This window comes from Rhodoglobus sp. G.S.23 (genome assembly GCF_056675935.1).
The window spans coordinates 1095407-1119750 of record NZ_CM155237.1; the positions used below are offsets into that span (position 1 = coordinate 1095407).

13 protein-coding genes are annotated in these 24344 nt (G+C 58.3%); 10 read left to right on the top strand and 3 right to left on the bottom strand.

Annotated features, from left to right (window positions below; genetic code table 11):
* Positions 1-62: 62 nt before the first annotated feature.
* Genes AC1ENN_RS05255 through AC1ENN_RS05265 form a run of 3 tightly spaced genes read right to left on the bottom strand, consistent with a single transcriptional unit; the run spans position 63 to position 3062 of the window.
* Complete coding sequence (locus AC1ENN_RS05255) at positions 63-1112, bottom strand: hypothetical protein (protein WP_449648866.1); 1050 nt, start codon at positions 1110-1112, stop codon at positions 63-65.
* Positions 1113-1161: 49 nt separating this feature from the next.
* Complete coding sequence (locus tag AC1ENN_RS05260) at positions 1162-2544, bottom strand: aspartate aminotransferase family protein (protein ID WP_449648867.1); 1383 nt, start codon at positions 2542-2544, stop codon at positions 1162-1164.
* Positions 2545-2579: 35 nt separating this feature from the next.
* Positions 2580-3062, bottom strand: a complete 483-nt coding sequence (locus AC1ENN_RS05265) for an Lrp/AsnC family transcriptional regulator (protein WP_449648868.1) — start codon at positions 3060-3062, stop codon at positions 2580-2582.
* Positions 3063-3184: 122 nt separating this feature from the next.
* On the opposite strand from AC1ENN_RS05265, the gene AC1ENN_RS05270 reads away from it, so the two are divergent.
* The 10 genes from AC1ENN_RS05270 (at position 3185) to AC1ENN_RS05315 (ending at position 24317) form a co-directional block, all read left to right on the top strand.
* Complete coding sequence (locus AC1ENN_RS05270) at positions 3185-4621, top strand: gamma-aminobutyraldehyde dehydrogenase (RefSeq protein ID WP_449648869.1); 1437 nt, start codon at positions 3185-3187, stop codon at positions 4619-4621.
* A gap of 43 nt (positions 4622-4664) precedes the next feature.
* Positions 4665-5294 carry an FHA domain-containing protein gene (locus AC1ENN_RS05275; protein WP_449648870.1) on the top strand — a complete coding sequence of 210 codons (630 nt, stop codon included), beginning with the start codon at positions 4665-4667 and terminating at the stop codon, positions 5292-5294.
* 19 nt (positions 5295-5313) lie between these two features.
* Positions 5314-6108 carry a PP2C family protein-serine/threonine phosphatase gene (locus AC1ENN_RS05280; RefSeq protein ID WP_449648871.1) on the top strand — a complete coding sequence of 265 codons (795 nt, stop codon included), beginning with the start codon at positions 5314-5316 and terminating at the stop codon, positions 6106-6108.
* 119 nt (positions 6109-6227) lie between these two features.
* Positions 6228-7655 (top strand): serine/threonine-protein kinase, encoded by a 1428-nt coding sequence (locus tag AC1ENN_RS05285; protein WP_449648872.1) that lies wholly within the window; start codon positions 6228-6230, stop codon positions 7653-7655.
* Between the two features lie 24 nt (positions 7656-7679).
* On the top strand, positions 7680-13586 hold the full coding sequence (locus tag AC1ENN_RS05290; RefSeq protein ID WP_480406815.1) for an Ig-like domain-containing protein: 5907 nt from the start codon (positions 7680-7682) through the stop codon (positions 13584-13586).
* Between the two features lie 9 nt (positions 13587-13595).
* Positions 13596-14567: an AAA family ATPase gene (locus AC1ENN_RS05295; RefSeq protein ID WP_449648874.1), complete on the top strand. Its 972-nt coding sequence runs from the start codon at positions 13596-13598 to the stop codon at positions 14565-14567.
* A 179-nt stretch (positions 14568-14746) separates the two neighbouring features.
* The gene (locus tag AC1ENN_RS05300; RefSeq protein WP_480406816.1) at positions 14747-15997 is read left to right on the top strand and encodes a DUF58 domain-containing protein; all 1251 of its coding nucleotides are present in this window, start codon (positions 14747-14749) and stop codon (positions 15995-15997) included.
* A complete protein-coding gene (locus tag AC1ENN_RS05305) occupies positions 15994-18285 on the top strand; it encodes a transglutaminase TgpA family protein (RefSeq protein ID WP_480392001.1) in 2292 nt (763 codons plus the stop codon). The genes AC1ENN_RS05300 and AC1ENN_RS05305 overlap by 4 nt, the downstream gene beginning before the upstream one ends.
* A gap of 83 nt (positions 18286-18368) precedes the next feature.
* On the top strand, positions 18369-21155 hold the full coding sequence (locus AC1ENN_RS05310; RefSeq protein ID WP_480406817.1) for an FHA domain-containing protein: 2787 nt from the start codon (positions 18369-18371) through the stop codon (positions 21153-21155).
* A gap of 147 nt (positions 21156-21302) precedes the next feature.
* Positions 21303-24317 (top strand): FtsK/SpoIIIE domain-containing protein, encoded by a 3015-nt coding sequence (locus AC1ENN_RS05315; protein WP_480392003.1) that lies wholly within the window; start codon positions 21303-21305, stop codon positions 24315-24317.
* Positions 24318-24344: the final 27 nt, after the last annotated feature.

Here is a 24344-nt window from a genome sequence, read left to right on the forward strand (position 1 = left end):
CCGCTGGCTATTTTCGGACATCGCGATATTCGGCTTTGGGGGAGCGCTGTGGAGGATGAGTCCTAGAGTTTGTCGTCTCGCGGCTCGATATTGATGCTCTTGTTGAGTTCGCTGATCGTCGCGTTGAGTGCCTCAAGCTGCGTCACCATGTCTTCGTACGTCGCGACATTCTTTTCGATTGAGGCGTAGAACGAATTCAAGGAGTCTTGGCGATCGATCAACGAACTGCGCTCGTTGTTGAACTGCTGGACCGTGGAGAAGTCGCCGTTGTCTGCGCGGGTATTGAAGCTATCGATGTCCCGGTTTAATTGGTCGTAGCCCGCATTGTAAGAGTCATAGTCGGCATCAATGCTGGCGCGTAGCGTATCGAGCTCGGCTACCAGCTTCTCGCTAGCTTCCTGCTGAGCGGTAAAGACAGCATTGGACTTTTCGTGCAGGGCAACAACCGCCGAGCGGTCGGTGAAGTACTCGGCGTAGTGCTCTTCAAGTTCGGGGCTGAGTTCGGCAAACTCCGTACCAATAATGGAATGGAGTTCATTCGACCGCTCTCCGGGCTCGGTCTTAGCGTAGAACTCTAGAGTTGTGGCAAACTCTGGATCGTCTTTCATCCGCTTCGCTTCTGCTTCCAGCAGCGGAGTAAGCCGTGCTCGTTCCGCGCTAGAGGTGCGGTCCCACGCCGCGTGCAGCATCTCGTGCGCGGCGACGACTTGCTCGATACCGGCGAGCCGATCATCCGTAACGTCAAAGAGGTAGATCGACTTATTGCTCGGGAAGTAGCAGCCGAGCACCCCGAAGTTTTCTTCGACGTTCGAGCACGTGCTGTTGAAGGTGGGGTTCGTCTGAATCGTCGGCTGGCTTGCGTAAAACAAGAACTTGCCCTCGTCGGACATTCCGGCCTCACCGACATACTTCTCAACGCTCGATGACGGTTCGAACTGCCACACGGCGAACTGATCAGCGATGCGCTGCTGATTAGTGAGTACCCACACTCCGCTAGCGATGACGGCAACATTGAGCATGACCGCGAGGGCAATCGCAATTGCCCGGGACACGGTCATGGGGGAACGGCGATCGCGCTCGCGCAATATCGGCGAATTATCCTCAGTACTCACGAAACAACTCTAACTGAGCCGCGGGTAAGAGAACGAACCTGCTGTGGTTCTAGAGGCGGCTCCATGCTTCGGTGAGAACCGAACGCAGGATCGATTCTATCTCGTCAAATTCGGCTGGACCGATCGTTAGCGGCGGTGCCAGCTGAATCACAGGATCCCCTCGATCGTCAGCACGGCAGTAGAGCCCGGCATCATAGAGAGCCTTGGAGAGGAAACCACGCAGAAGGCGCTCGGACTCATCATCGTTAAAGGTCTCTTTCGTCGCCTTGTCCTTGACGAGCTCAATGCCAAAGAAGTACCCATCGCCCCGCACATCACCAACGATTGGTAGGTCGAGCAAACGTTCAAGAGCCGCACGGAATTTCGGGGAGTTTTCCCGAACATGCTCGTTGATTTTCTCTTCTTCAAAGATGTCAAGGTTCTCGAGAGCGACAGCGGCCGACACAGGGTGCCCGCCGAAGGTGTACCCGTGATAGAAAGTCGTCGCGCCGTGCTTGAAGGGCTCATAAACGCGGTCTGACACGATCGTCGCGCCGATCGGGGAGTACCCGCTCGTCATGCCCTTCGCGCACGTAATCATGTCAGGAATGTAGTCATAGGCGTCACACGCAAACATGTGGCCAAGGCGCCCGAATGCACAAATGACTTCATCGCTTACCAGCAGCACGTCATACTCATCACAAATCTCGCGCACTCGCGTGAAGTAGCCGGGCGGCGGTGGGAAACATCCGCCCGAGTTCTGCACCGGTTCTAAGAAGACGGCTGCGACGGTTTCGGGGCCCTCAAAGAGAATCATCTCCTCGATACGGTTGGCTGCCCACAGCCCGAACTCTTCTTCCGTGCCATGGAAACCCATTTCCTCGGCACGGTAATAGTTGGTGTTCGGCACGCGAAAGCCACCAGGAACGAGCGGCTCAAACATCTCTTTCATGCCGGGGATTCCCGTGATCGTGAGTGCACCCTGAGGTGTGCCGTGATAGGCCACTGCCCGCGAAATCACCTTGTGTTTAGTGTGGCGTCCCTGAAGTTTCCAGTACTGCTTCGCCAACTTGAACGCCGTCTCTACGGCCTCGCCGCCGCCGGTAGAGAAAAATACCCGGTTGAGGTCGCCAGGCGCATAGCCTGCCAAACGGTCAGCAAGCTCGATGGCTTTCGGATGGGCGTACGACCACAGCGGGAAGAACGCGAGTTCTTCTGCCTGCTTAGCGGCAACCTCGGCCAAGCGCTTGCGGCCGTGACCAGCATTGACCACAAAGAGCCCGCTCAGTCCATCGAAGTACTTTTTGCCTGCAGTGTCATAAATGTGATGGCCTTCGCCGCGCACAATAATGGGCACGCCGTGACCGTCTTCCATCACCGATTGGCGAGAGAAGTGCATCCACAGGTGATCCTTAGCTTTTTGCTGCAGATCGGCTTCGTCGAACTCTGGCATGGCAGACACTTTCTTGAGGAGAATGGGGGCGCCGTTTAGCGCGTGCCCCAGTTATAGAACTGCTTGTGGAGACGCAAGTAGACGAAGGTCTCCGTAGAGCGAACGCCCTGAATTCCGCGGATGTCGCGGTTCAGAAGATCAATAAGGTCATCGTCGTTTTCGCAGACGACTTCGACAAGGAGGTCAAAGCTGCCCGCGGTGAGCACGACGTAGTCAACTGACGGAAGCTTACCGATTTGTTCGGCGACAGAGGTCGTGTCTCCTGATACCTGGATGCCGATCATTGCCTGGCGAAAGAAACCAAGTTGCATGGGATCAGTAACAGCAACGACCTGCATGACACCCGAGTCGGTGAGTTTCTGCACACGTTGCCGAACAGCTGCTTCGCTGAGACCGACCGCCTTGCCGATGTCGGCATAGGAGCGGCGCCCATCGTTCTGCAGTTGCTCGATGATCGCCTTTGAGACATCGTCGAGGTGCACAGGTTTGGCCGCAGAACTGCGAGACGAGGTGCTCATTGCTCGATTTTGTCAGTTGAAACCCTCTTCTGCAAGTGATTCCGTATCAAAATAGTCGTTTCACAGCGGAAATCGTCAGTTCAGCAGTGGATTACTGACGACGCGGTAGGTATCTTGGTGGCATGAGCACTTCTGAGATCCAAAACTTCATCAATGGCGAGTATGTTGCCGCCACCACCGAGAACAGTTTCGATGTGGTCGACCCGGCAACGGAGAAGAGCTACGCCACCTCACCAATATCGTCAGCCGCCGATGTTGATGCAGCCTACGGCGCTGCGGCGCGAGCATTCGAGACGTGGGGCGAGACCACGCCGTCAGAGCGTCAACTAGCCCTGTTCCGCATCGCTGATGCGATGGAAGCTCGAGCCGAAGAATTCGCCGATCTGGAATCACGAGACACCGGCAAACCGCGCAACAGTTTGGTGGCCGATGAAATCCTGCTCTCCGTCGATCAAATCAGATTCTTCGCGGGGGAGGCACGGCACCTTTCGGGTATGGCCTCCGGCGAATACCTGAAAGACCACACATCATCGATTCGTCGCGAACCTATCGGCGTTATCGGTCAAGTTGCCCCGTGGAACTACCCGCTCAATATGGCCGTGTGGAAAGTTGCGCCAGCTATTGCCGCTGGCAACACCACCGTCCTGAAGCCGAGCGACACGACCCCGTCATCAACGCTGCTCTTTGCAGAAGTCGCCTCCGAGTTTCTCCCAGCAGGCGTATTCAACGTACTCACGGGCGATCGCACAACGGGCGGCCTCATGATCGACCACAAGACACCGCAAATGGTTTCCATCACCGGGTCGGTTCGGGCCGGTATGGAGGTCGCTAAGGCGGCATCCGTTGATCTCAAGAGGGTTCATCTAGAACTTGGCGGTAAGGCCCCGGTTGTGGTCTTCAACGATGCAGACATCCCTGCGGCGGTAGCAGGAATCGGTGCCGCCGGATACTTCAATGCTGGTCAAGATTGCACGGCGGCAACGCGCCTGATCGTGCAGGAGGACGTGCATGATGAATTTGTCGCTGAGCTGGTGAAGTGGACACGAGAAAACGCCAAGACAGGAGCGCCAGACGAAGACGTGTACTTCGGAGCCGTGAACAACGCGAATCAGCTTGCGCAGGTCTCCCGCGTAGTTGATGAGTTGCCATCCCATGCTCAGATTGAGCTAGGCGGGCATCGTCAAGGTGAGCGTGGCTACTTCTATGAAGCGACCATCATCTCCGGGCTTCAGCAACATGACTCTGCCGTGCAAAACGAAATCTTTGGGCCGGTCATCACCGTTCAGAAGTTCACTGATGAAGACCAAGCGCTCGAATGGGCGAACGATGTCAACTACGGGCTCGCGTCAAGCGTGTGGACTCGCGATCACGGCCGCGCGATGCGCTTCGCGAAGCATTTGGACTTCGGATGCGTGTGGATCAACACCCACATCCCGATCGTCGCCGAAATGCCTCATGGCGGATTCAAGCACTCTGGGTACGGAAAGGACCTCTCAAGCTATGGCTTTGAGGATTACACCCGCATCAAGCACGTCATGAGTTTTATCGGAAAAGCGTGACGTTCTCCCACGAGAAATCGTCAAGCGAGCCTAAACTTACGGGGTGAAGCAAGACTTCGACGACACGATTACTGCGGGCCAGCGTCCCGTCGTGCAGCCGACTGAGCCCGACCTCGATGACACGATCATTCTTTCGTCCAGAAAACGGCCGGTAGTAGTGCAGCCGTATATTCGGCCAGGCGCTGGTGCTGCGCCCTCCGCTGGCCGGGCCGCAGCCTCGCCAACCGCACAAGTTCCTGCACGCCTGCCGACGCGGGTCAGGGCCCAACCGGTGACTCGTTCACGTCCCACTGCCGCGAATACGCCCGAGACATCCGCACTGTATTACCGAGTGCAAATTGACGGCGCAGCAGGTGCCCACAATCTTGAGCATCCGTGTGTGTTTGGCCGCGACCCTAGGCCCCCACGCGTCGTTCGCGGCGTCGGGCCTAGGCTTATCGCGGTGAACTCGCCAACACGAGAAGTGTCAGAAACCCATGTAGAGATACGTCAGTTGGGTTCATCAGTTATCGTGACAGATCTTCGATCTACCAACGGGTCCGTTGTTCAAGTTCCCGGCAATGCCGCGAAAAAACTTCGGCAGGGTGAGTCGGTAGTCGTAACTGCCGGCACGCTAGTGGATATTGGAGACGGAAACATTATTCGGATTCTGCCGCGGCGGCGTCTGGAGTAAAGCAAGCAGGAAGGTGGCCGTGACCGAAATCGGCGGCAACAATTCACGGCACACGATCGCATTGCCAGGGCGAGAAGACCAGACGTTTACGTTTGCGTGGGCTGCAGGCACTCATACTGGACATCGGCGTGCCGCAAATGAGGACAGTTATGTCGCTCGGGCACCGATGTTCGCGGTTGCTGATGGCATGGGCGGACATTCGGCTGGTGACCTCGCTAGCGCTGCCGTCGTCGAGCGCCTCGATGACGCCATCACGGGAGACTTCTTGCCTGCGCGTTCGGTGGAACGTGCACTTGAGCGCGCCACTGACTACATCGGGTTGATCGCTCAGGACAGCGAACTTGGCGTCGGCACTACCGTCACCGGTGTTGTGCTCACTGAGCATCACGAGTCGGTGGCCTTCGCAGTTTTCAATGTTGGTGACAGTCGGGTTTATTCCTTCGAAGATGACGTGCTCACCCAGATCACCCGAGATCACTCTGTAGTTCAAGATCTTGTGGATGCTGGACTCATCACTCGTGACGAAGCTGACGATCACCCAGACGCCAACATCATCACACGGGCGATCGGCTTCAACGCGGCGCCATCGCCAGATTTTTGGATGCTGCCGATCCACCGGGGACAACGACTGCTCATCTGTTCTGATGGACTCACTCGCGAGGTGCCGGAGGATGAACTTTCGCGTCAACTGGCCGAACGCACTGACCCGGCACAAACCGTGTCAACTTTGATCGCAGCAGCACTCGACAGTGGTGGTCGTGACAACATCACCGCGATCATCCTCGATGTACTAGAAGTACCTACAGTGGACTAGGCGGTAGGTCCTCCATACTGGGGACAGACTCTCTGACCCCAAACAAGGGGCAGAATCCGGATATTGAGCTAATTGCTCACTTAGAATGGTCGAACTCGTCGACATGTTAGGGGTGTGCTGTGGCTCGAAGACTGCCATCAGAGCCCCCTGCGCTGCCGGGGTTTTCCCACGTCCACGTTCTTGGTTCCGGCGGATTCGCTGACGTATTTCTTTATGAGCAGAACATGCCACGACGTCAGGTCGCTGTCAAGGTGATGCTGAGTGAAGTTGTCAACGACCAAGTTCGACAAATGTTTCAGGCCGAAGCGAATCTTATGGCGCAGCTCAGCGCCCACCCGTCGATCCTCACGGTCTATCAGGCGAGCGTCTCTTCCGATGGCCGACCGTACTTGGTGATGGAACTTTGCTCATCGACTTTGAGTCAGCGCTACCGGGCCGAGCGCTTGCCAGTTCCCGAGGTGCTGCGCATCGCTATCAAGATCGGCAGCGCGATTGAAACAGCTCATCGCGCCGGCGTTCTTCACCGTGACATCAAGCCATCGAACATCCTGACGACCGCCTACGGGCATCCGGTGCTCTCTGACTTCGGAATCGCAGCGACCCTCAGCGAATCCGAAAATCTTGAAGCCGTCGGAATGTCGATTCCGTGGTCCGCACCAGAAGTCTTGATGGATGAGACTGCTGGCACTATTGAGTCTGAACTGTGGTCGTACGCTGCGACTGTTTATTCCCTCTTGGCCGGTCGTTCGCCGTTCGAAGTACCGGGCGAGTCGAATAAGTCGACGGACTTGATTTCGAGAATCAACCGAGCCAAGCCTCGCACGACCGGTCGTGGCGACGTTCCCGAGAGCCTTGAGCGTGCGTTGAATCGTGCGATGTCGCGCAAGCCGGAATCTCGCCAAGGCAGTGTGCTTGAGCTTGTGCACGAGCTCCAAGCGGTGGAGTCGGAACTCGGCCTTTCGCAAACTCCGATCGAAGTTGCTATGGATGACTGGGCACTCGCGACCGTTGCAGAGTTGGAAGACCGCACTCGAGTTCGTCCAGGTCAGGCTTTGCCGGTTTCGTCATCTCAACGCCGAAAGCGTCGTCGTCCGGCAGCGATCGATGACAGTTTCGGTTCTTTCGACAGCGAGGCCGTCGATGAAAAAGCGGGAAGACGAAAGACTGGCTCGAACCCGCCACCTCGCGGCTACCGCATGCAGGCCATCGCGTGGGTCGGAGTAATTGTTGCCGCACTTGTTGTGGTGCTGGGGGCAACTGTGACGTTCACCCAGTTGCAGTCACAGTCGAGTGGCATTCCTGTTGTTAGCGATATCAGCGCGACAATATCGAGCGATGTTGTGGAATTTTCTTGGAAAGATCCCGGACTCGAAGCGGGTGATTCGTACCAAATCACCACGACCGACGGTCAACCGCCGGTGCAACAACGGGAGCCGAGTTTCGTCGTCGATGCGGAATCAGGCGAGAACGTCTGCATTTCTGTGACAGTGACGCGCGACGGAAAGTCTGGGTCATCGAGTGCTCAGAAGTGCGCGGTGTTGCCATGACGCCAGTAAAAGTAGGCGGTGACGATGGCTAAGCTGTGGCGCGGAGCGCGCCGCTCCACTGTTGTTGGTGCGGTAGCCATCTCTGCGATCGTTGCGTTGATCGCAACGATCGCCGTTGTGTCGACGGGTTACACAGCACAGCGCGTTGATCTTGCCGACGGTGCTGTGTGGGTTGCCAACAACCAGCAGCAGGCTATTGGCCGCGCAAGTACAGAAGTGCTCGAAATCAACTCGGTGGTGAACGCTCAAAGCGCTGACCTTGAGGTTGTTCAGCACGGGGAGAACGTGCTGCTATTCGATCGCTCTGAGAGCGCGATCGATGTGGTTGATCCCGCGCTTTCAGAGGTAGCCGAGAGTATTGCGCTCCCGCCAAACCAACCCGAGGTCTTCTTCGCAGGGAAAAACGTCGTTGTGCTTGAACATGGCACCGGCGAAGTATGGATCCGCTCTTACGACGACTTCCTCAATTTCGATGCTGAGTCTGTCGCGTCGCTGAGCCTCGGTGCCGACGCGATTGTCAGCGTTGACGAAGACGGATTGCTTTTCGCTTTCTCCCCGTCGACAAGTCAGCTTTTTCGGGTGAACGCCGCGATCTCCGACACCGCAGAATCGAGCGTTACCCTCGACCTCGACACCACTGCGGAACTCAGCATTACCTCTGTTGCCGGCCAGTGGGCAATTCTCGATGCGGATGCTCAACTGCTCTATATGGACGGCAGGACGGTCGACCTCACTGGCCTTATTGATGGTGGCAATGGCCCGATCCTCCAGCTCCCATCCACCGGGGGAGAGCGAGTGCTCATCGGCTATAGCGATGGGGTTCTTAGCGTTCCGCTCAGTGGGGCCGCCGCCGTTGGCTTGGCAACTGGCCAGTCAGGGTTGGCCTCGGCACCGCTTCGGATTGGTGATTGCGAGTTCGCCGCTTGGACGAGCGGCGAGAACTGGCGACGCTGTCCAACGGATGCCGGTGATGGTGTGATGCTGCAATTGGCCGAGATGCAAGCCAACGCGCAGTTGTCATATTCCGTTAATGGCACGCGCGCGGTTCTCAATGATCGACTCAGCGGACGCACCTGGGCCATTCAGGATGATGGCGAGCTCATCAATAACTGGAACGAACTCATCACGACAGATGAGGAAGAACCTGAAGTTGAACAAAATCTTCTCGATCTCGAACCCGAAGTCGACAAGGTGCAGCAACCACCCGTTGCCGTTGACGACGCGTTCGGGGCTCGCCCCGGTCGCGCAACAGTTCTTCCGGTGCTACTGAATGACTATGACGCAAACGGCGACGTCCTCGTTGTCGAAGAACTGCCGACGATTAGCGCAAGTGTAGGTCGCATCGACCGAATCAATGAACGCCAGCAGATTCAACTTACGCTCGAGCCAAGTGCGAGCGGCCAAGTTAGTTTCAGCTACACCATCAGTGATGGTCGCGGTGGTACAGCGACAGCAACCGTGGTCGTCGACATTCGCCCAGATTCTGAAAACTCGCCGCCGCAGCAGGTGCGGGCGACGAAGTTCACCGTTCAAACCAGCGGACGAATTACCGAACAAGTGCTTGGCGACTGGGTTGATCCCGATGGTGATCCGTTTTATCTGACGAGCGCGGCAGTCGCGGTTCCCGACACTGTGAGCTACAAGCCAGGCGGAGACGTTATTTTCTCTGACTCCGGCGCTGGCGGCGAACTCAAAATCGTCACTCTCGTCGTTTCAGATGGCGACGCCGAAAGCTCGGGTAGCATTTCCGTTTCGGTCAAATCGCCCGGGGAAGTTCCGATCGAAGCCGATCCTTTTGTCGTACTGGCGTATGCGGGCAAAGAAGTCACGGTCTCACCGCTGGCTCATGTTCGCGGTGGCAACGGAAACATCCGCCTCAATAGCGTTCCAGCCAAGACTGGTGCTCAAGTCTTGCCCAGCTACGAGACGGGCACCTTCCGGTTCAAGAGCGATGAGATTCGCAGCCACAATCTTGAGTACGTTGTCACAGACGGAAACCTGACGTTTACGGCAATCGTACGAATCGATGTCGTTGCACCACCAGACGCGAACACGACACCGATTACGGTACCCAAGACGATTTTCGTGCAGACACTGCAGAACGAACGAATCGATGTTGCGGGCACTGACGTTGACCCCGCCGGCGGAGTGCTTCTCGTCACAGAAATCATGAATCTGCCCGCCGGCTCTGGCGTACGCGCCGAAGTCTTGGAACAGCGACTCGTGCGTGTCAGCTTGGAAGCTCCACTCGACGACGGTCCAGTGAGTTTCAATTACCGCATTAGTAACGGCCTTGCGGACGCCATTGGCGTTATTACTGTTGTTGAAATTCCCGCCCCGTCGCGGCTGCAAGCTCCGATCGCGAACGATGATTCCGTTACCGTTCGCGTGGGTCAAGCTGTCGACATTCGGGTACTCCACAACGACGAACACCCTGATGGACTCGAACTGACTCTCGTGCCCAAGCTTGCTCAGGACCTCCCTGAGGATTCCGGGCTCCTGTTCGCCTCCGGCCAAGTTCTTCGCTACCTTGCGCCCGACCGCACCGGAAACTTCACCGCCGCCTATCAAGTCGCTGGTCCCGATGGTCAGTCAGCAACCGCGATTGTGCGCATTGCCGTTCGTGAACTCGACCCGGCAAGCAACAACCCGCCAGTTCCCCCGACGGTTACTGCTCGCGTTCTTGCTGGAGACACCGTGCGAGTGCAAATCCCGTTGACGTCAGCAGACCCCGATGGTGACTCCGTTCAGTTGCTGGGTCAAGCAACCAACCCCAGCAAGGGCGCGGTCATTGAAGTCGATTCGAATACCTTTGTTTACCAAGCCGGAGAGTACTCCGCCGGAACAGACACCTTTAGCTACACGCTCATCGATTCGCTGGGTGCGCGAGCGAACGGCGAAATCAATATCGGTATCAGCCCACGAATCGATGGTGCGCGGAACCCCGTGGCAATCATCGATGAGGTCACTGTCAAGCCGGGTATTACAGTCTCGGTTCAGGTCCTTGCTAACGACTCCGACCCTGATGGTAGTCCGCTGTCTGTCGTGTCTGTCGAACCGAACGATTCTGTAACCGTTGCTGAAATCGACGGTGACGTGGTCAATGTGACTCCGCCGGAAGAACCAGGCGACTACGGAATCATCTATGTCATCGAGAACGAAACGGGCGGTTCGAGCCAGAACTTCATCCGCGTCACAGTTGACCCTGAAGCCAAACCCGCCTACCCGATAGCGACGGATAGTGTTCTCACACTGTCAGACGTGCTCGACCGCAATCGTGTAACGGTCGATGTGCTCGGTGACGTGTTCTTTGCGGATGGTGACCCTCGCACGCTATCGCTGGCAATCTACACAGGCTTCGGCGATGTCGCACGAGTGACCTCTGACAAAAAGATCGAAATTTCTGTTGAGGATGCCGGACAGATCATCCCGTTCCGCGTCACCAACCCGGCAGACCCCGAAGCCTTCAGCTACGCCTTCATCAAAGTGCCCGGGTACAACGACGCCTTGCCCCAGATCGATCGTCGAGCCAAAAAGTTGAGCGTCAATAGTGAGAGCACGCTAGTGATCGATCTCAACGACTACATCATTGCGGTCGGGGAGAAGCCGGTTCGACTCACCGACTCCAGTACGGTCTTGGCGACCCACAGTGATGGCACGAGCCTCGTGCGCGACGAAGACACTCTTGTTTACACGTCGGCAGAAAAGTACTTTGGTCCGGCATCCATTTCGTTTGAGGTCACGGACGGCACGTCAGCGACCGACCCTGAAGGCCGCAAAGCAATCTTGGTGCTGCCGATCGACGTGCTCCCTCGAGACAACCAAGCTCCAGTTTTTGGCGGCGCCGTAATTGATTTTGAGCCGGGCCAGGAGAAGGAGATCGATCTCCTCAAGCTGACGAACTACCCCTACCCTGACGACCTGGACGAACTCGCCTACTCCGTGTTGAGCCCACTCCCTGAGGGCTTCACTTATTCGCTTGAGGGCACGACGTTGATTCTTCGCGCGAACAACAGCGCGTTTAAGGGAACTCGGACGTCGATCTCGCTCGGGGTCAAGGACGACCTCTCTGAGGGTAAATCCGGGCGTATCGAGCTCAATGTAGTTCCTTCAACTCGCCCGCTGGCAAGCCCAGCGCCAGACTCTGCAATTGCTCAACGCGGTCAGACCACGGTCGTCGACGTACTAGCCAACGACGCGTCGACCAATCCGTTCCCCGGTGCACCATTGCGGGTTATCGATATTCGCGGGCTCGGTGGCGGAGCGATCCCCGCCGGATTGACGATCGTGCCGAGCAGCGATAAGAGCACGTTGACCGTTACCGTTTCGGCTGACGCAGTGCCCGGCGACGTGAATCTTCAGTATCGGGTTGCTGACGCGACCAACGATGTGTCTCGCTACGTGTGGGGAACAGTGACGGTCTCCGTTCAGGATCGACCTGATCCGGTCTCCAACCTGGGGCCAAGCGGCTTCGGGGACAAGACCATCATGATGCGCTGGAACGCCGGTCCGTCTAACAATTCGGCCATTACGTCGTATCGGGTGACCACGAAAGTCGGCACCGTCGTTGCGAACACGACGGAGTGTGCCGGCACAACGTGTGCAATCGCCACCGCAGGCAACGGCCCAACGAATGCGGTCAAAGTTACGGTGGTCGCTATTAACGCGATCGGAGAATCCGACCCCGTAACGCTTGCAGACGCTGTCTGGTCTGACATCATCCCCGTAGCCCCCACTGCATTGAGTGCAGCCCCTCTTGACCACGGTCTGCGACTGACCTGGAATGCGGTGCCCACACCGAGCGGTGGTTCACCAGTGGACCGTTACCGCGTTGTCGTTGGTGGATTCGAGACCTCGCTCGGGTTGACGCAATGCGACAGCACCACGTGCACCTGGGATACTCCAGCGACGTGGGTACTCGACAACGGTGTCGCCGTTACCTATACAGTCAGCCCGCGGAACGCGGCCTACACAGCGCTATCGGTGTGGAATACCAGCGAGCCGCGCAGCGCAGTACCCGCTGGCCCACCGATCGCACTTGCTGCTCCCGTTGCGAGCGTTGTCAACGACAGCACAGCCAATCTGACGTGGGCGGGAGCATTTAGCGAGAATGGTCGCCCCGTTACCGAGTACACCGCCGCTGCCTATACCGGGACAGCTCCTACCTGTGCTGCTGACGGATCGATCGCTCGCAACGGTGCCAAGCTTTCGGCGGCCGCCAGCGGTACGTCGACAACGTTTACCGGGCTAGCCCCCAATCGCACGTACACAATGCTTGTGTTTGCTTACAACGGGCAAGGCTGCACCGTATCTCCAACAGTGATTGCGCACACCCCTCCCGCTGTCGTGACCGCGCTCAATACGGCAGGACCGGTGGCAAACGGCAACCGATTCGACTTCACCGTCAACGGTGGAATGATGGGCAGCGACGCGCTGACAAGCGACTACACGCTCTACTACCGTCTCAGCGGTGGCAGCGTTCCCGGCACAATTTTTGGACCAGTTGCGCTCGGCTCGTTCCTCACGGCCGACGGTGGTCAACAGTATGGAACCTACGTTTCCGTTGAAGTGCGCGCGTGCCGAAGCTACGGATCGGGCCCGATCTGCCAGCCGACCTGGTCAACACCATTCCCGCTCGGAGTTCCCGTAAACCCCTCAGTGGCAAGCCTCACGTTCACGTCTGACAATGACGTACTTAACCAGAGCGGAACCTTCACGTGGCTCGATTGGCCCACCGGCACCTACGAGGCTGTGCAGTATCGCTGTGGAGGCGCAACGCTTGATGCTTGGCAGACAGCCAACACCAGCACGCCCGGCGGCAGCTGCCACGCGGACGTGGCCCTACTGGCAACCCCAACACTTGTCGTCCGCGTCATCGCCAACGGTGGCCAAACCTACGACAGAACGTATAACGGATTCGATTATGACTAGAGGTGCGGTATGAGCATGACTCCCGATGAAGCTGCATGGTTCGCAGAGAGTTTCAACAGGCTCGTCACGAATGTCGAGCAAATCCTGCTCGGAAAGACGTTTGTGGTGCGCCTCGGATTCACTGCGCTGCTGAGCGAGGGGCACCTGCTGCTTGAGGACTACCCCGGCACAGGAAAGACCTCGTTTGCTCGCGCGATAGCGCAAAGCGTGTCAGGAACCACGAACCGCATCCAGTTCACCCCAGACCTACTGCCGGGTGACATCACCGGAGTCAGTATCTACGATCAGCGGGACAACGAGTTTGAGTTCCACCCCGGACCAATCTTTGCCAATATTGTTCTTGCCGATGAGATCAACCGTGCGAGCCCCAAAACTCAAGCTGCGCTGCTAGAAGTGATGGAAGAAGGGCAAGTAACCGTAGACGGAATTTCACACCCCGTTGGCGCGCCCTTCATGGTGATTGCTACTCAAAACCCCATCGAGCAAGCGGGTACCTACCGTCTACCCGAAGCACAACTGGATCGCTTTCTGATGAAAGCTTCGATCGGCTACCCAGACCGGGCATCCACCCTTCGTATCCTTGATGGTGCCGGCGTGGCCGCGCACTCCGTGACCATTGACCCTGTCGTCAGCGCTGAGCTTGTTGTTGAAATGGCTCAGCTCGCTCGCACTGTTCATGTCGACCCGACAATAAATGACTACGTAAGCCGGCTAGTTGAAGCGACTCGCAGCGCAACTGAAGTTCGACTTGGCGTGAGTGTCCGTGGAGCGCTCGCGCTGATGCGCGCAGCCAAGACCCTGGCGGCCTCCAACGGTCGGCACTATGTCGTTCCCGATGACGTGAAAGCACTTGCCGAGCCCGTACTTGCGCACCGACTGGTGATCGATGCCGAAGCAGAGTTTGAAGGTGTAACCGCCTCGAGTGTTATCGCCCAGATTCTGATTGAGAATCCTCCACCCACTGAACGGCAAGCCGTGTGAGTTCGATTTTCTCGCGCCAGGCTAAAAGAGAGCCCCGTCAACAACCCGCAGCGGAACATCAGGATCCGAGCGGCGAACGAGCGCGCTCTGACGCAGACTTCCCGACTGCAATCCGGGGACTCGACAACGCACGAACTCGAATTGTCGGGTACCGCACGGGGTTTCTCGCTGACCTAATCGTGGCCATCGTGCGTTTCGTTGGCCTCGCGCGCACCATGATCTCTCGCTACGCGGCGAGAGTCACGTCAGTCGTGACTCCGCTCGGCTGGGTGATTCTTGCCCTCATCCCTCTGAGCCTGATCGTTGGTTACTCGATAGCGTGGGTCGAACTCGTTATTGCGGGCTACGCATTCATCGCTGTATCGCTGATGGCGGCCATTTATCTCTTTGGGCGAAGCCAGCTCGCAATCAGCCTTCACGTGGATCGACGGCGTGTGGTTGTCGGGGAGGCTGCAAGCGGCGAGGTTCGCGGGGTCAACGAGAGTAAGCGACGCAGCCTCGGAGTTGTCGCTGAAATTCCGGTCGCTCAGACCTTTGCCGAGGCAGTGCTTCCGAGCATCCGGCCCGGCGGTTCGGCAACGCACGATTTTCCCATCCCTACTCATCGTCGAGGCGTTATATCAGTCGGCCCCGTACGAACAGTGCGCGCTGACCCGATAGGGCTTGTACGCCGCGAGCTCGTGTGGACTGAGTCCGCGGAAGTCTTCGTTCACCCGCGCACCATCAGTATCCCCAGTGTCAGCACTGGTCTGATCCGCGACCTTGAAGGAAACCCCACCAAGGATCTAGCAAATAACGACATTTCTTTTCATGCGCTCCGCGAATACCTTCCGGGTGACGAGCGGCGCAACATCCACTGGAAAACCACTGCGCGAACCGGCCGGTATATGGTTCGTCAGTTTGAGGAGACCCGCCGCAGTCATTTGGTGATCGCGTTAAGCTTGGCGACTGCCGACTTTGCGAGCGAATATGAATTCGAGATGGCGGTGAGCGTTGCCGGATCTCTGGGCGCGCAAGCTATTCGCGATGCCAGAACGGTAACGGTAGTTGCTAGCGCGCAAACACCGCAGTTTGCCAAACGGAAGATTTTCGCCGTACGAGCCCTTTCCACTTTGACCGGGACCCGACTCCTCGACGACCTCACTCGCGTGCAGAATGCAGAAACGGCTCTTCGAATTGTGGATGTCGCACGCGTTACTTCTGAGCAGACGAGCGGTGTTTCGGTCGCGTTTCTTATTTGCGGTTCACCCGTGACCTCGCAGCAACTGCGCGCTGCATCAACAAAATTCGCCGCGAACGTGGAAGTGGTTGCCATTGTGTGTGACCCGGAAACAGTTCCTGGTTTGCGCAGGGTCGCCGGACTGAGCGTTCTCACGATCGGCTACCTCGAGGATCTTAAACGAGCCCTCGCGCGATCGGCGGCAGTATGAGGCGCACACTGTCACGTTCCTTCTTCCTTGTCAGCGGCGGACTGCTCTGGCTGGCAATTGTTCTCGCTGCGGCCGCGCTGTGGCCGATCTACCGCAGCCCCGCCGTGATCATTCTCATCGCCGTGAGTGTGATCGTCGGCTCCATTGTGGCCGTCGTTTCGCTCTGGAGAAAATGGTCATTCGTGACGACAACGCTTGTCACGTTTGTTGCATTTCTGGTGATCGGAGTTCCTATTGCGATTCCATCCGAGGCGCAATATACAGTGTTGCCGACGCTCGGCGGACTTATCGATCTCGTTCTCGGTGTTGCTCTCGGGTGGAAGCAACTTCTGACAATTTCCCTTCCCGTTGGCAGCTATCAAGCGTTGCTCGTACCAGCCCTCGTGCTTGTCCTCACCGCCACAGTCGCTGCGCTCAGCATCGCCTATCGCACCAGAAGCCCAGAACTTTCAGTGATTCCACCAATCGCGTTGTTCTTGTCGGCAGTGGCGTTTGGCCCCACCTACCCCGATCGACCGGCAACATTGGCAATCGCCCTATTGGTCGTCATTGCGCTCGCGCTGGTGTGGTTTCGCTGGCGACGTCGACGCGACACCGTCAATGCTCTTGAAGCCGCGATGGATACCGCTGGTGTAGCTCGACGCAAGCGAGAGTTTGGCTTTGCTGGTGCGCGAACAGTAATCAGTGCGGTCATGATTTTGGCGATCGCGACAAGTGCCGCAGTCGCTTTTGCCAACGCTGTGCCTCCCGTGAACGATCGCTCCGTGCTTCGCACGGCGATAGTTGAGCCTTTTGATCCGCGAGATTACGTGAGCCCGCTTTCTGGTTTTCGGCGCTATTGGCAGCCAACAACAGCCAACTCTGTGCTTTTCGAAGTGTCGGGTGTCCCATTGGGAACTCGAGTCAGGCTTGCCACACTTGATAGCTACGATGGGGTTGTTTACGCGGTAGGTAGCGGTCGCGTCACGAGCGCTTCCGGATCATTTGCTCGTGTGCCTTCTCGCTTTGACCAGTCTGAAGTCGAAGGAAGTCCGGCCCAGATGGCAATCACTATTGCCGCATATTCAGGAGTTTGGGTGCCGACCGTTGGCCTGTTTGAAGAGGTTGACTTCGGTGGAGATCGAGCCGCGGATTTGCGCGACTCGTTCTACTACAACAAAGTTTCCGGCACTGCAGCGGTGACCGAGCGACTCGAGCGTGGCGATAGCTACACCCTTGAAGGCGTTGTCCCCGTCCAACCCACGGATGACGAAATTTCGACACTTACGCCTGGTGCAGCTGAAGTTCCTCCCATCGGAGTCTCGCCAGACGAACTCACGGAAAAACTCGACCAGTACGTGCGTGGGATCACCGTGCCAGGCGAGCGTCTCGCCGCCATGCTTGCCGGCCTGGCAGCTGACGGCTACATCAGTCACGGTGTCGGTGTAGACGAACCGGCTAGCAGATCTGGTCACTCAGCAGATCGAATTGCTGAGCTGTTTACTGAGCAGCGAATGATCGGTGATGGAGAGCAGTATGCGGTTGCGGCATCCATCATGGCAAACGAGTTGGGGTTCCCCGCCCGAATAGTGCTCGGGTTCGTCACTTCAGACCAGCAGATTCGCGGCAATGACGTGAGCGCCTGGATCGAAGTCAATACCGAAGAATATGGCTGGGTCACGCTTGACCCCAATCCACCATTGCGTGAGATTCCGGACGAAGATCCGGATGACACTGCGCAGGTTGCTCGCCCCCAAACAGTCGTGCAACCTCCGGAAATCGAATCGGACACGCTCAACCGCCAGTCAAACCCGGATAGTGAGCAGGCGCTGCAACCTGACCTTGATCCTGTGCTGCAGGCGATCCTCGCGGTTCTCCGCGCTGTCGGTTGGACGTTGCTCGTGCTCCTCGTGATCGCTGCCCCATTCTTGCTTATTGTCGCCGCGAAACTGCGTCGACGGATATTGCGCCGACGCGCAGATTCCGCCCTCGACCAGATCAGCGGTGGTTGGCAAGAGTTTGAAGACTCCCTCCTTGACCACGGCTACACGCCACCACCGTCAGGAACCCGAACGGAGGTCGCTGCGATAGTGCAAGTACCAGCCGCCCATGACCTTGCGGTGCATGCCGACCGCGTAATTTTCTCCGGAGCTGATCCGAAGTCAGACGAGGTCGATGCGTTCTGGACGAACGTCACCGATCTCGAAAATCAGCTTCACACTGGACTGTCGCGTTGGGCGCGGTTCACGACCAAAATATCACTGCGATCGCTCGGTGGTTATAGTGTCACAAGTCTGTTTAAGCGATAGAGGACTACCCGATGATCTGTTCTTTCTGCGCGACGCAACTGCCCGCCGATGCTGTTTACTGTGCCGAGTGCGGGCGGCCCGCGATGTCCCGGCGCGCCCGCCGCAGCGCTGATGCTGCTCCCAAACGCTCACAATCCGCACGAGTGAAGCGCGCGGAAAAGAAGGCAAAGGCAGCGGCTTTGCTGAGCGCACGTCGCCGTCACTCGGTCGAAAGCGGCGAGAGCGCTGAGAGCGCTGAGAGCGCTGAGGTCGCACCGGCAGCCGCGTCTCGTCCGGTTTCACGCCCCACGATTCCGACATCGACTGCCGCCACCGCTGACCTTCACGAAGTCAGCGCCGAAACATCTGCGTCAGCCGACAAAACTCATCAGTTCGATGAGACCGCGCCCACAGCATCCGACACCATAGTTTTGCAGCTAGGCGAGCCGCTGGTGCTCCCCAGCGCTGATGAACTCTCAGCCCACGATGTTGGCGACTTTCCCAACACTCCGACTGACGACAGCGAATCAGTTCAGCACGACGGCGCTCCCGAGGACGAGCCAGAAGACGGCCCAGAGCACGAGGTTTTGCCGTTCGACGAAGATGGTCCCTACGACGAAGTCGTCGACCCCTCAGTTCTCACTTTCGCCGCCACCATTTCCCCATCACCAGTGGTGAGCGATGTCCCGCCCGCAGCCGACGAGGGTTGGCGCGACCTTCCGGCGCCAAACCCCCAAGAAGCGGCCTGGCCGCAGTCACCCGACGCCACGGCGGACGAGGCAGCGGTGGACGCAGCAGCCGCGGACGAGGCAGTGGTGGTCAACGACGCAGCGACTGAGAATTCGGTGCAGTCCGAAACTGACGCCGATTCTGACCACGCGCCGAAATCTGATGACGAAATCCCGATAGCTGAGATCGGCGACGCTGACGCTGCTGTAGTTAATGATGCGGGTGTTGATGCGGGTGCCGCTAAGGCTGGCGAGGCCGCTGACGGCGGCGATGTTGCTGACGATGACGGTGCGCTTGTCGATGACGATGCGCGTGGCGGAGACGATCCAACTCGTGACGTCAATGGATCGCTCGAAGAGGATCACTCTGGCGTCCGTGACAGCGATCGCGACGGGGTAGTGCTGCTTGCGGGCGACGCACCGGTGCCCGCGCCTCAATCAGAGTCTCAGCCCGAAACCGAAACCGAATCCGACGCTAAATCCGAGCCTGAGCCAGCGCAAGAGCCAGCGCAAGAGCCAGAGCCGCAGCCGCAGACAGAGCACGAAGAGCAAGCCGAGCCTGAGCTTCCGGCCGAGCCTGAAGCACTCGTTGAGCCAGAGCCCTTGGTCGAGCCGTCGCCCCTGCCGCGATCGGCGTTTGCGCCAGATCTCAAGAATGTGGGTCGGCCCGAGGTGGCCGTTCCTGCCGCCGAGCGTTCCCCTGCAAAGCAGGTGCGCCCCCTCGGTGAAGAAACGCTCTTTACGACAGCAGATCGATTGAGGGCGTCCGCTTTTGCGCCTGTAGCATCGGAGCGCGTAGCCGATCAGCCAGCTCCCTCAACGACAGCGGTCGAGCCAGAGGCTGAGGTGACTTCGTTCAGCGCAACTGCTCCCCGGGCATCCGACAGTGTCAATGGTCCGCAGAACGAGTCAGTCGCTTCTGTTGATTCCGAAAAAGCACCGACGGCGCCACTGGTCGTGTCGGCATCGAGCGATGCAGTCTGCGCTCAATGTGGTGAAGCTCTTTCGGAATCCGATATCTTCTGCGGCTCCTGTGGCTTCGTCAAACACGGAATCGGGCCAACAGCTCGCACCGCGGTCGCGCCACCACTAGACCCCTTCCCCTGGGGAAAACCAACCGCCCGCACCGGGGCAGTCGCTTCAGCGCGCAACACACTCGCTGCTAGTCACATCGACGAGGTAGCGGCACAAGACGAGACTGAACAGAATCAGAACGTTGAGCAGGCTGAACTAGCTGAGCAGGCACAACTATCCGGGCACACTGAGGTCGCCGAGCAGGCCGAGATCGCCGACCAGGCCATGAACGCGGGGAATCCCGAATCGGGAGACGCCCCAGAACTGCCTACAATTTCCCAGAACGATGATGACAACGCAGACTCGCAAAACGACCACTCTGCTTCGAGCGACGAGGCACGCGACGATTCAGGCGACCCACAATTTTCGGATGCGGATTCGAGTTCCCGTGCGACGGAAATCGGACAGTTGAGTTCTGAGGCAGCGTCGACATCCGCTCCACGTGAATCAATCGACTCCTTGGATGAGGCAGCTTCGGTTGGTGCCGTTGACGGAAACCATAACGGCTCAGCTGCCGAATTCGAGCGACTCAGCGCAGTGCCAGATTTTGCGTCAAGCGATGATCAGCGAGTTGCCGAGGAGGTGAGCGCAAGCACGGATGGTAGCGGCGCATCTGAGACGGCTGGGCTCTCAGTTCTTGCACCGCCGCCGATGTCTCATCACCGAGTGGAGCTTCCCATCGCTCCGCCAACCCCGATTGCATCGCTTGCTTCCGACGACGAAGACATCGAAGACACTCGGATCGTCGAGAGAAGTCTTTCTGGCACACGTTTTGTGCTTCAGTTCAGCACGGGCGACAGCGTGATTGTGACGGGAACCGGTCTGGTTGGTCGCAATCCGATTGCAGAGCCATCAGAAAAGTTCGACATTCTCGTGCCGATTACCGACCCCAGTAAGTCCGTGTCCAAGACGCATCTTGAGTTCGGTCAAATCACTGGTGCCTTCTGGATTAGCGACCGTTACTCCGGCAACGGAACGGTCGTGCGAGAACCCGGGGGAGAACCCAAGCGGTGTGAACCCGGCAAGCGTTATCGAGTCATGCGCGGCACACGAGTTGAGATCGGCGAACAGTTCTTCATCGTTAGTTAGCGACAGAACTCACCGGCGTTCGCTTTACTCACCGTCGGTGCGGTCGAACCGGGGAGAAGCGTCCCTCACAAATCCTACAGGATGCACTCTTTCCACTACTTGGGGTGAGTGATATGAGCGGATGCTGAAGGCTGATGAACTCAGTGAGTGACCGATTCTCGCGCTACTGGCCCCCGTATTACTTTGCCTACTGCTCCACAGCCCGCAGCGCCCTTTAGATTCCCGATCGTCGCTGCAACAGTTCCGATCGTGGCTTCGTTGGCGATTTGGCTCATAACAGGATCCACCTTCGCATTGGTCTTCGCTGCGCTTGGCCCACTAGCGGCGACGGGAAGCTTCATTGATTCGCGGGTTTCCGCACGCAAAAAGCTGCGCGCCGAAACCGCACGATTTTCCCGGGAAGTAGCGGCGACCCAACTGTCCATTGAGGCTTACCATCGGCAGGAGCGAGGCGATCTTGTTGAGCGCACGCCACCGGCGATCGTCATGGTGAACGACGTGCAGATAGATTCCTTGCGCTGGGCGCGAGAGCCTCGCGACGTTCTGCCGGTGCACCTCGGCTACGGCACAGTTCGTAGCGACCTCGTCATTGATCGTTCCGGATCGCACGATGCGGTGGATCCGGTTACCGACGAGCACTACCAGCACCTAGTCGATCAGGCTGCGAGTGTGCACGGTGCTCCCATCGCTGTGAATGCTCGGCTCGGCATTGCGATTTTCGGTACCGAGCCAATTGCACTCTCCCTAGCCAGGGGGCTGGCCATTCAGTTAGCGCGCACGCTTTCGCCAACGACAAGCTGGGTGAGGTTGCGCGGCGTCTTTAGTTCAGAGCAATGGAGTGCACATCTTCCGCACCGAGTCTTGCGTTCAGAGAGCGGTGTCGATGATGCTGACCATGCGCACACCCGGGCAAGTGTTCACTGGGGAGTACTCGGAGATGGTGTACCCAGCGTCTCGATCAGCGTTGTCGAGAATGAGGAGCACGCCCCGAGCGGGCATCGAATTATTATTCGCGCCGACGGGAGCACGGTCGCTGTTGTCCGCCATCCGGACAAACATCAGCGGCGAAACTTTGCACCATCGTTTCTCGGTCGGGAGCAAGCATTGGCGTGGGCGCTCGCGGCACACGACATTGCCTCCCGCGACGGGTTAGCAAGCAGCGATGGTGCAGTGCCTAATTCGGTCGAATTGAGAGGCCTATTGGGCCAGCTGGATCCTGGCTGCGAGCTGCGACCGCGTCGTACCAAGTCGCTAGCGAGTCGGCCAGCGGTGGGGGCGAACGGTCGCATCGTTGTCGATCTTGTTGCTCACGGGCCGCACGCAATTGTTGGGGGGACCACGGGAAGCGGCAAGAGCGAACTGCTCATCTCTTGGGTTCTCGCAATGGCTGCAGAATCCTCGCCGGACGATGTCACTTTCCTGCTCGTCGATTTCAAAGGTGGTTCAGCATTCGCTCACCTTTCAGAGCTTCCCCACACGGTGGGAATCATTACTGACCTCAACGCTGCCGAGGCCAGTCGAGCGTTTGTCAGCCTTCGAGCAGAGTTGCAGTACCGAGAGCGTGCACTCGCCATCGCCGGGGTGAGAGATGTCGCTGAACTGGACACACTTCCGCGCCTAGTGATTGTCGTTGATGAGTTTGCGGCGATGATGGCCGACTATCCTCAACTGCACGCCCTGTTTAGCGACATTGCTGCCCGTGGCCGGTCTCTCGGGGTGCACCTGATTTTGTGCACACAGCGCCCGTCAGGAGTGGTGCGAGATTCGCTCCTAGCCAATGCCGATCTTCGGATTTCGCTGCGGGTGAACAACGGAGCAGATAGCTCCGCCGTGATCGGTAGCGATCGCGCGGCCGAGCTGCCAACGGGAGCGAAGGGTCGCGCGTGGCTTGCTCACGGGTCCTCATCCGCCGAGCTAGCGCAGTTCGCGCTCGCGACGCCAGACGACATTCAGACAGTTGCCAAACGATGGCCAGCCACCGTAACCCCGAGACGACCATGGTGCGAACCCCTTCCCGGCGATGTTTCGCTCGCTCATGTCGCTGAACGCAGTAGCTCCGCTGGGGGGAGGGCTTGGCGACAGGGGAGAGAAGAGGCCACCATCTGCTTTGGGCTCAGCGATATCCCCGAGGAGCAGCGCCAGGGCATTGCGGAATGGTCGCCGATGGCAGACGGGAATGTTCTCATTCTCGGTGGCCCAGGCAGCGGCAAGAGTGTCGCGATCGCCACAGTCGCCGCTGCGGCCGCTTCTCGCGGTGTTGCTCGCCCTGTGACGGCAGACTCTGCAGAAGCGGTCACAGGCCCACACATGGGCGAAGAGCCTTGCTTCCGCATTGAAGCCGGAGGGCTCGACGCTGCAGGATTCTGGGACACGCTTGCCGAAATTCATGCGCTACTCGATAATTCGACATCGCGCGAGCAGTCCGCGGGGGGAACGATCGTGCTCATTGATGATCTAGACGCGATAGTTTCACGGTTCGACGACGACCACCGAGCCGCAATTCTCGAGAGACTTATTCGCCTCCTCCGCGAGGGACCCGCTCACAAAATTTGGGTGGTCGCGAGCGCTCAACGTGTCACCGCAGCGCTGCAGGCCATCGCCCAACTCATGCCAAACATCCTGAGGCTCCGCTTCAGCAGTCGGCAGGAATTCGTACTTTCCGGCGGCGCCTCAGACGATTTTAACCCGGCACTACCTCCCGGAGGTGGTTTATGGAAAGACATGCGAGTGCACATCGCCAGAAGCGAAGATGTGCCACCTGTGCCGCGAGCGGCAGCCGTCAGAACCCTCAATCGTCATGAGCACCTCGCTGTCGCCAGCAGCCGTCCCACAGCAACCAGAGCAGCACTCGCCGCAGCAGGATGGCAAACGCGCGTACTCGAAGGAGCGCCTGGTTCCGAACGCGAATTGTTCATCCCCAACGGGAACGACCCCGTTGCCATTATCGGATCAATCGATGAATGGCAGTCGCGCTGGGGCGCGCTAACGCTCCTCAGAGCGCACGCCACAATCCTGCTCGATGGCTGCAACCTCAGCGACTACCGCACGCTCGCGCGCACTCGGGAACTGCCACCCCCTCTTGCTCCCGGCTCGGGCCACTACTGGAACGTCACCGAAGCTGGAGCAGAGAGAGTGCGACTGCCAAGAACTACCACGGTGTAATCTCGCGACGAGAAGTGGTGAGGACGT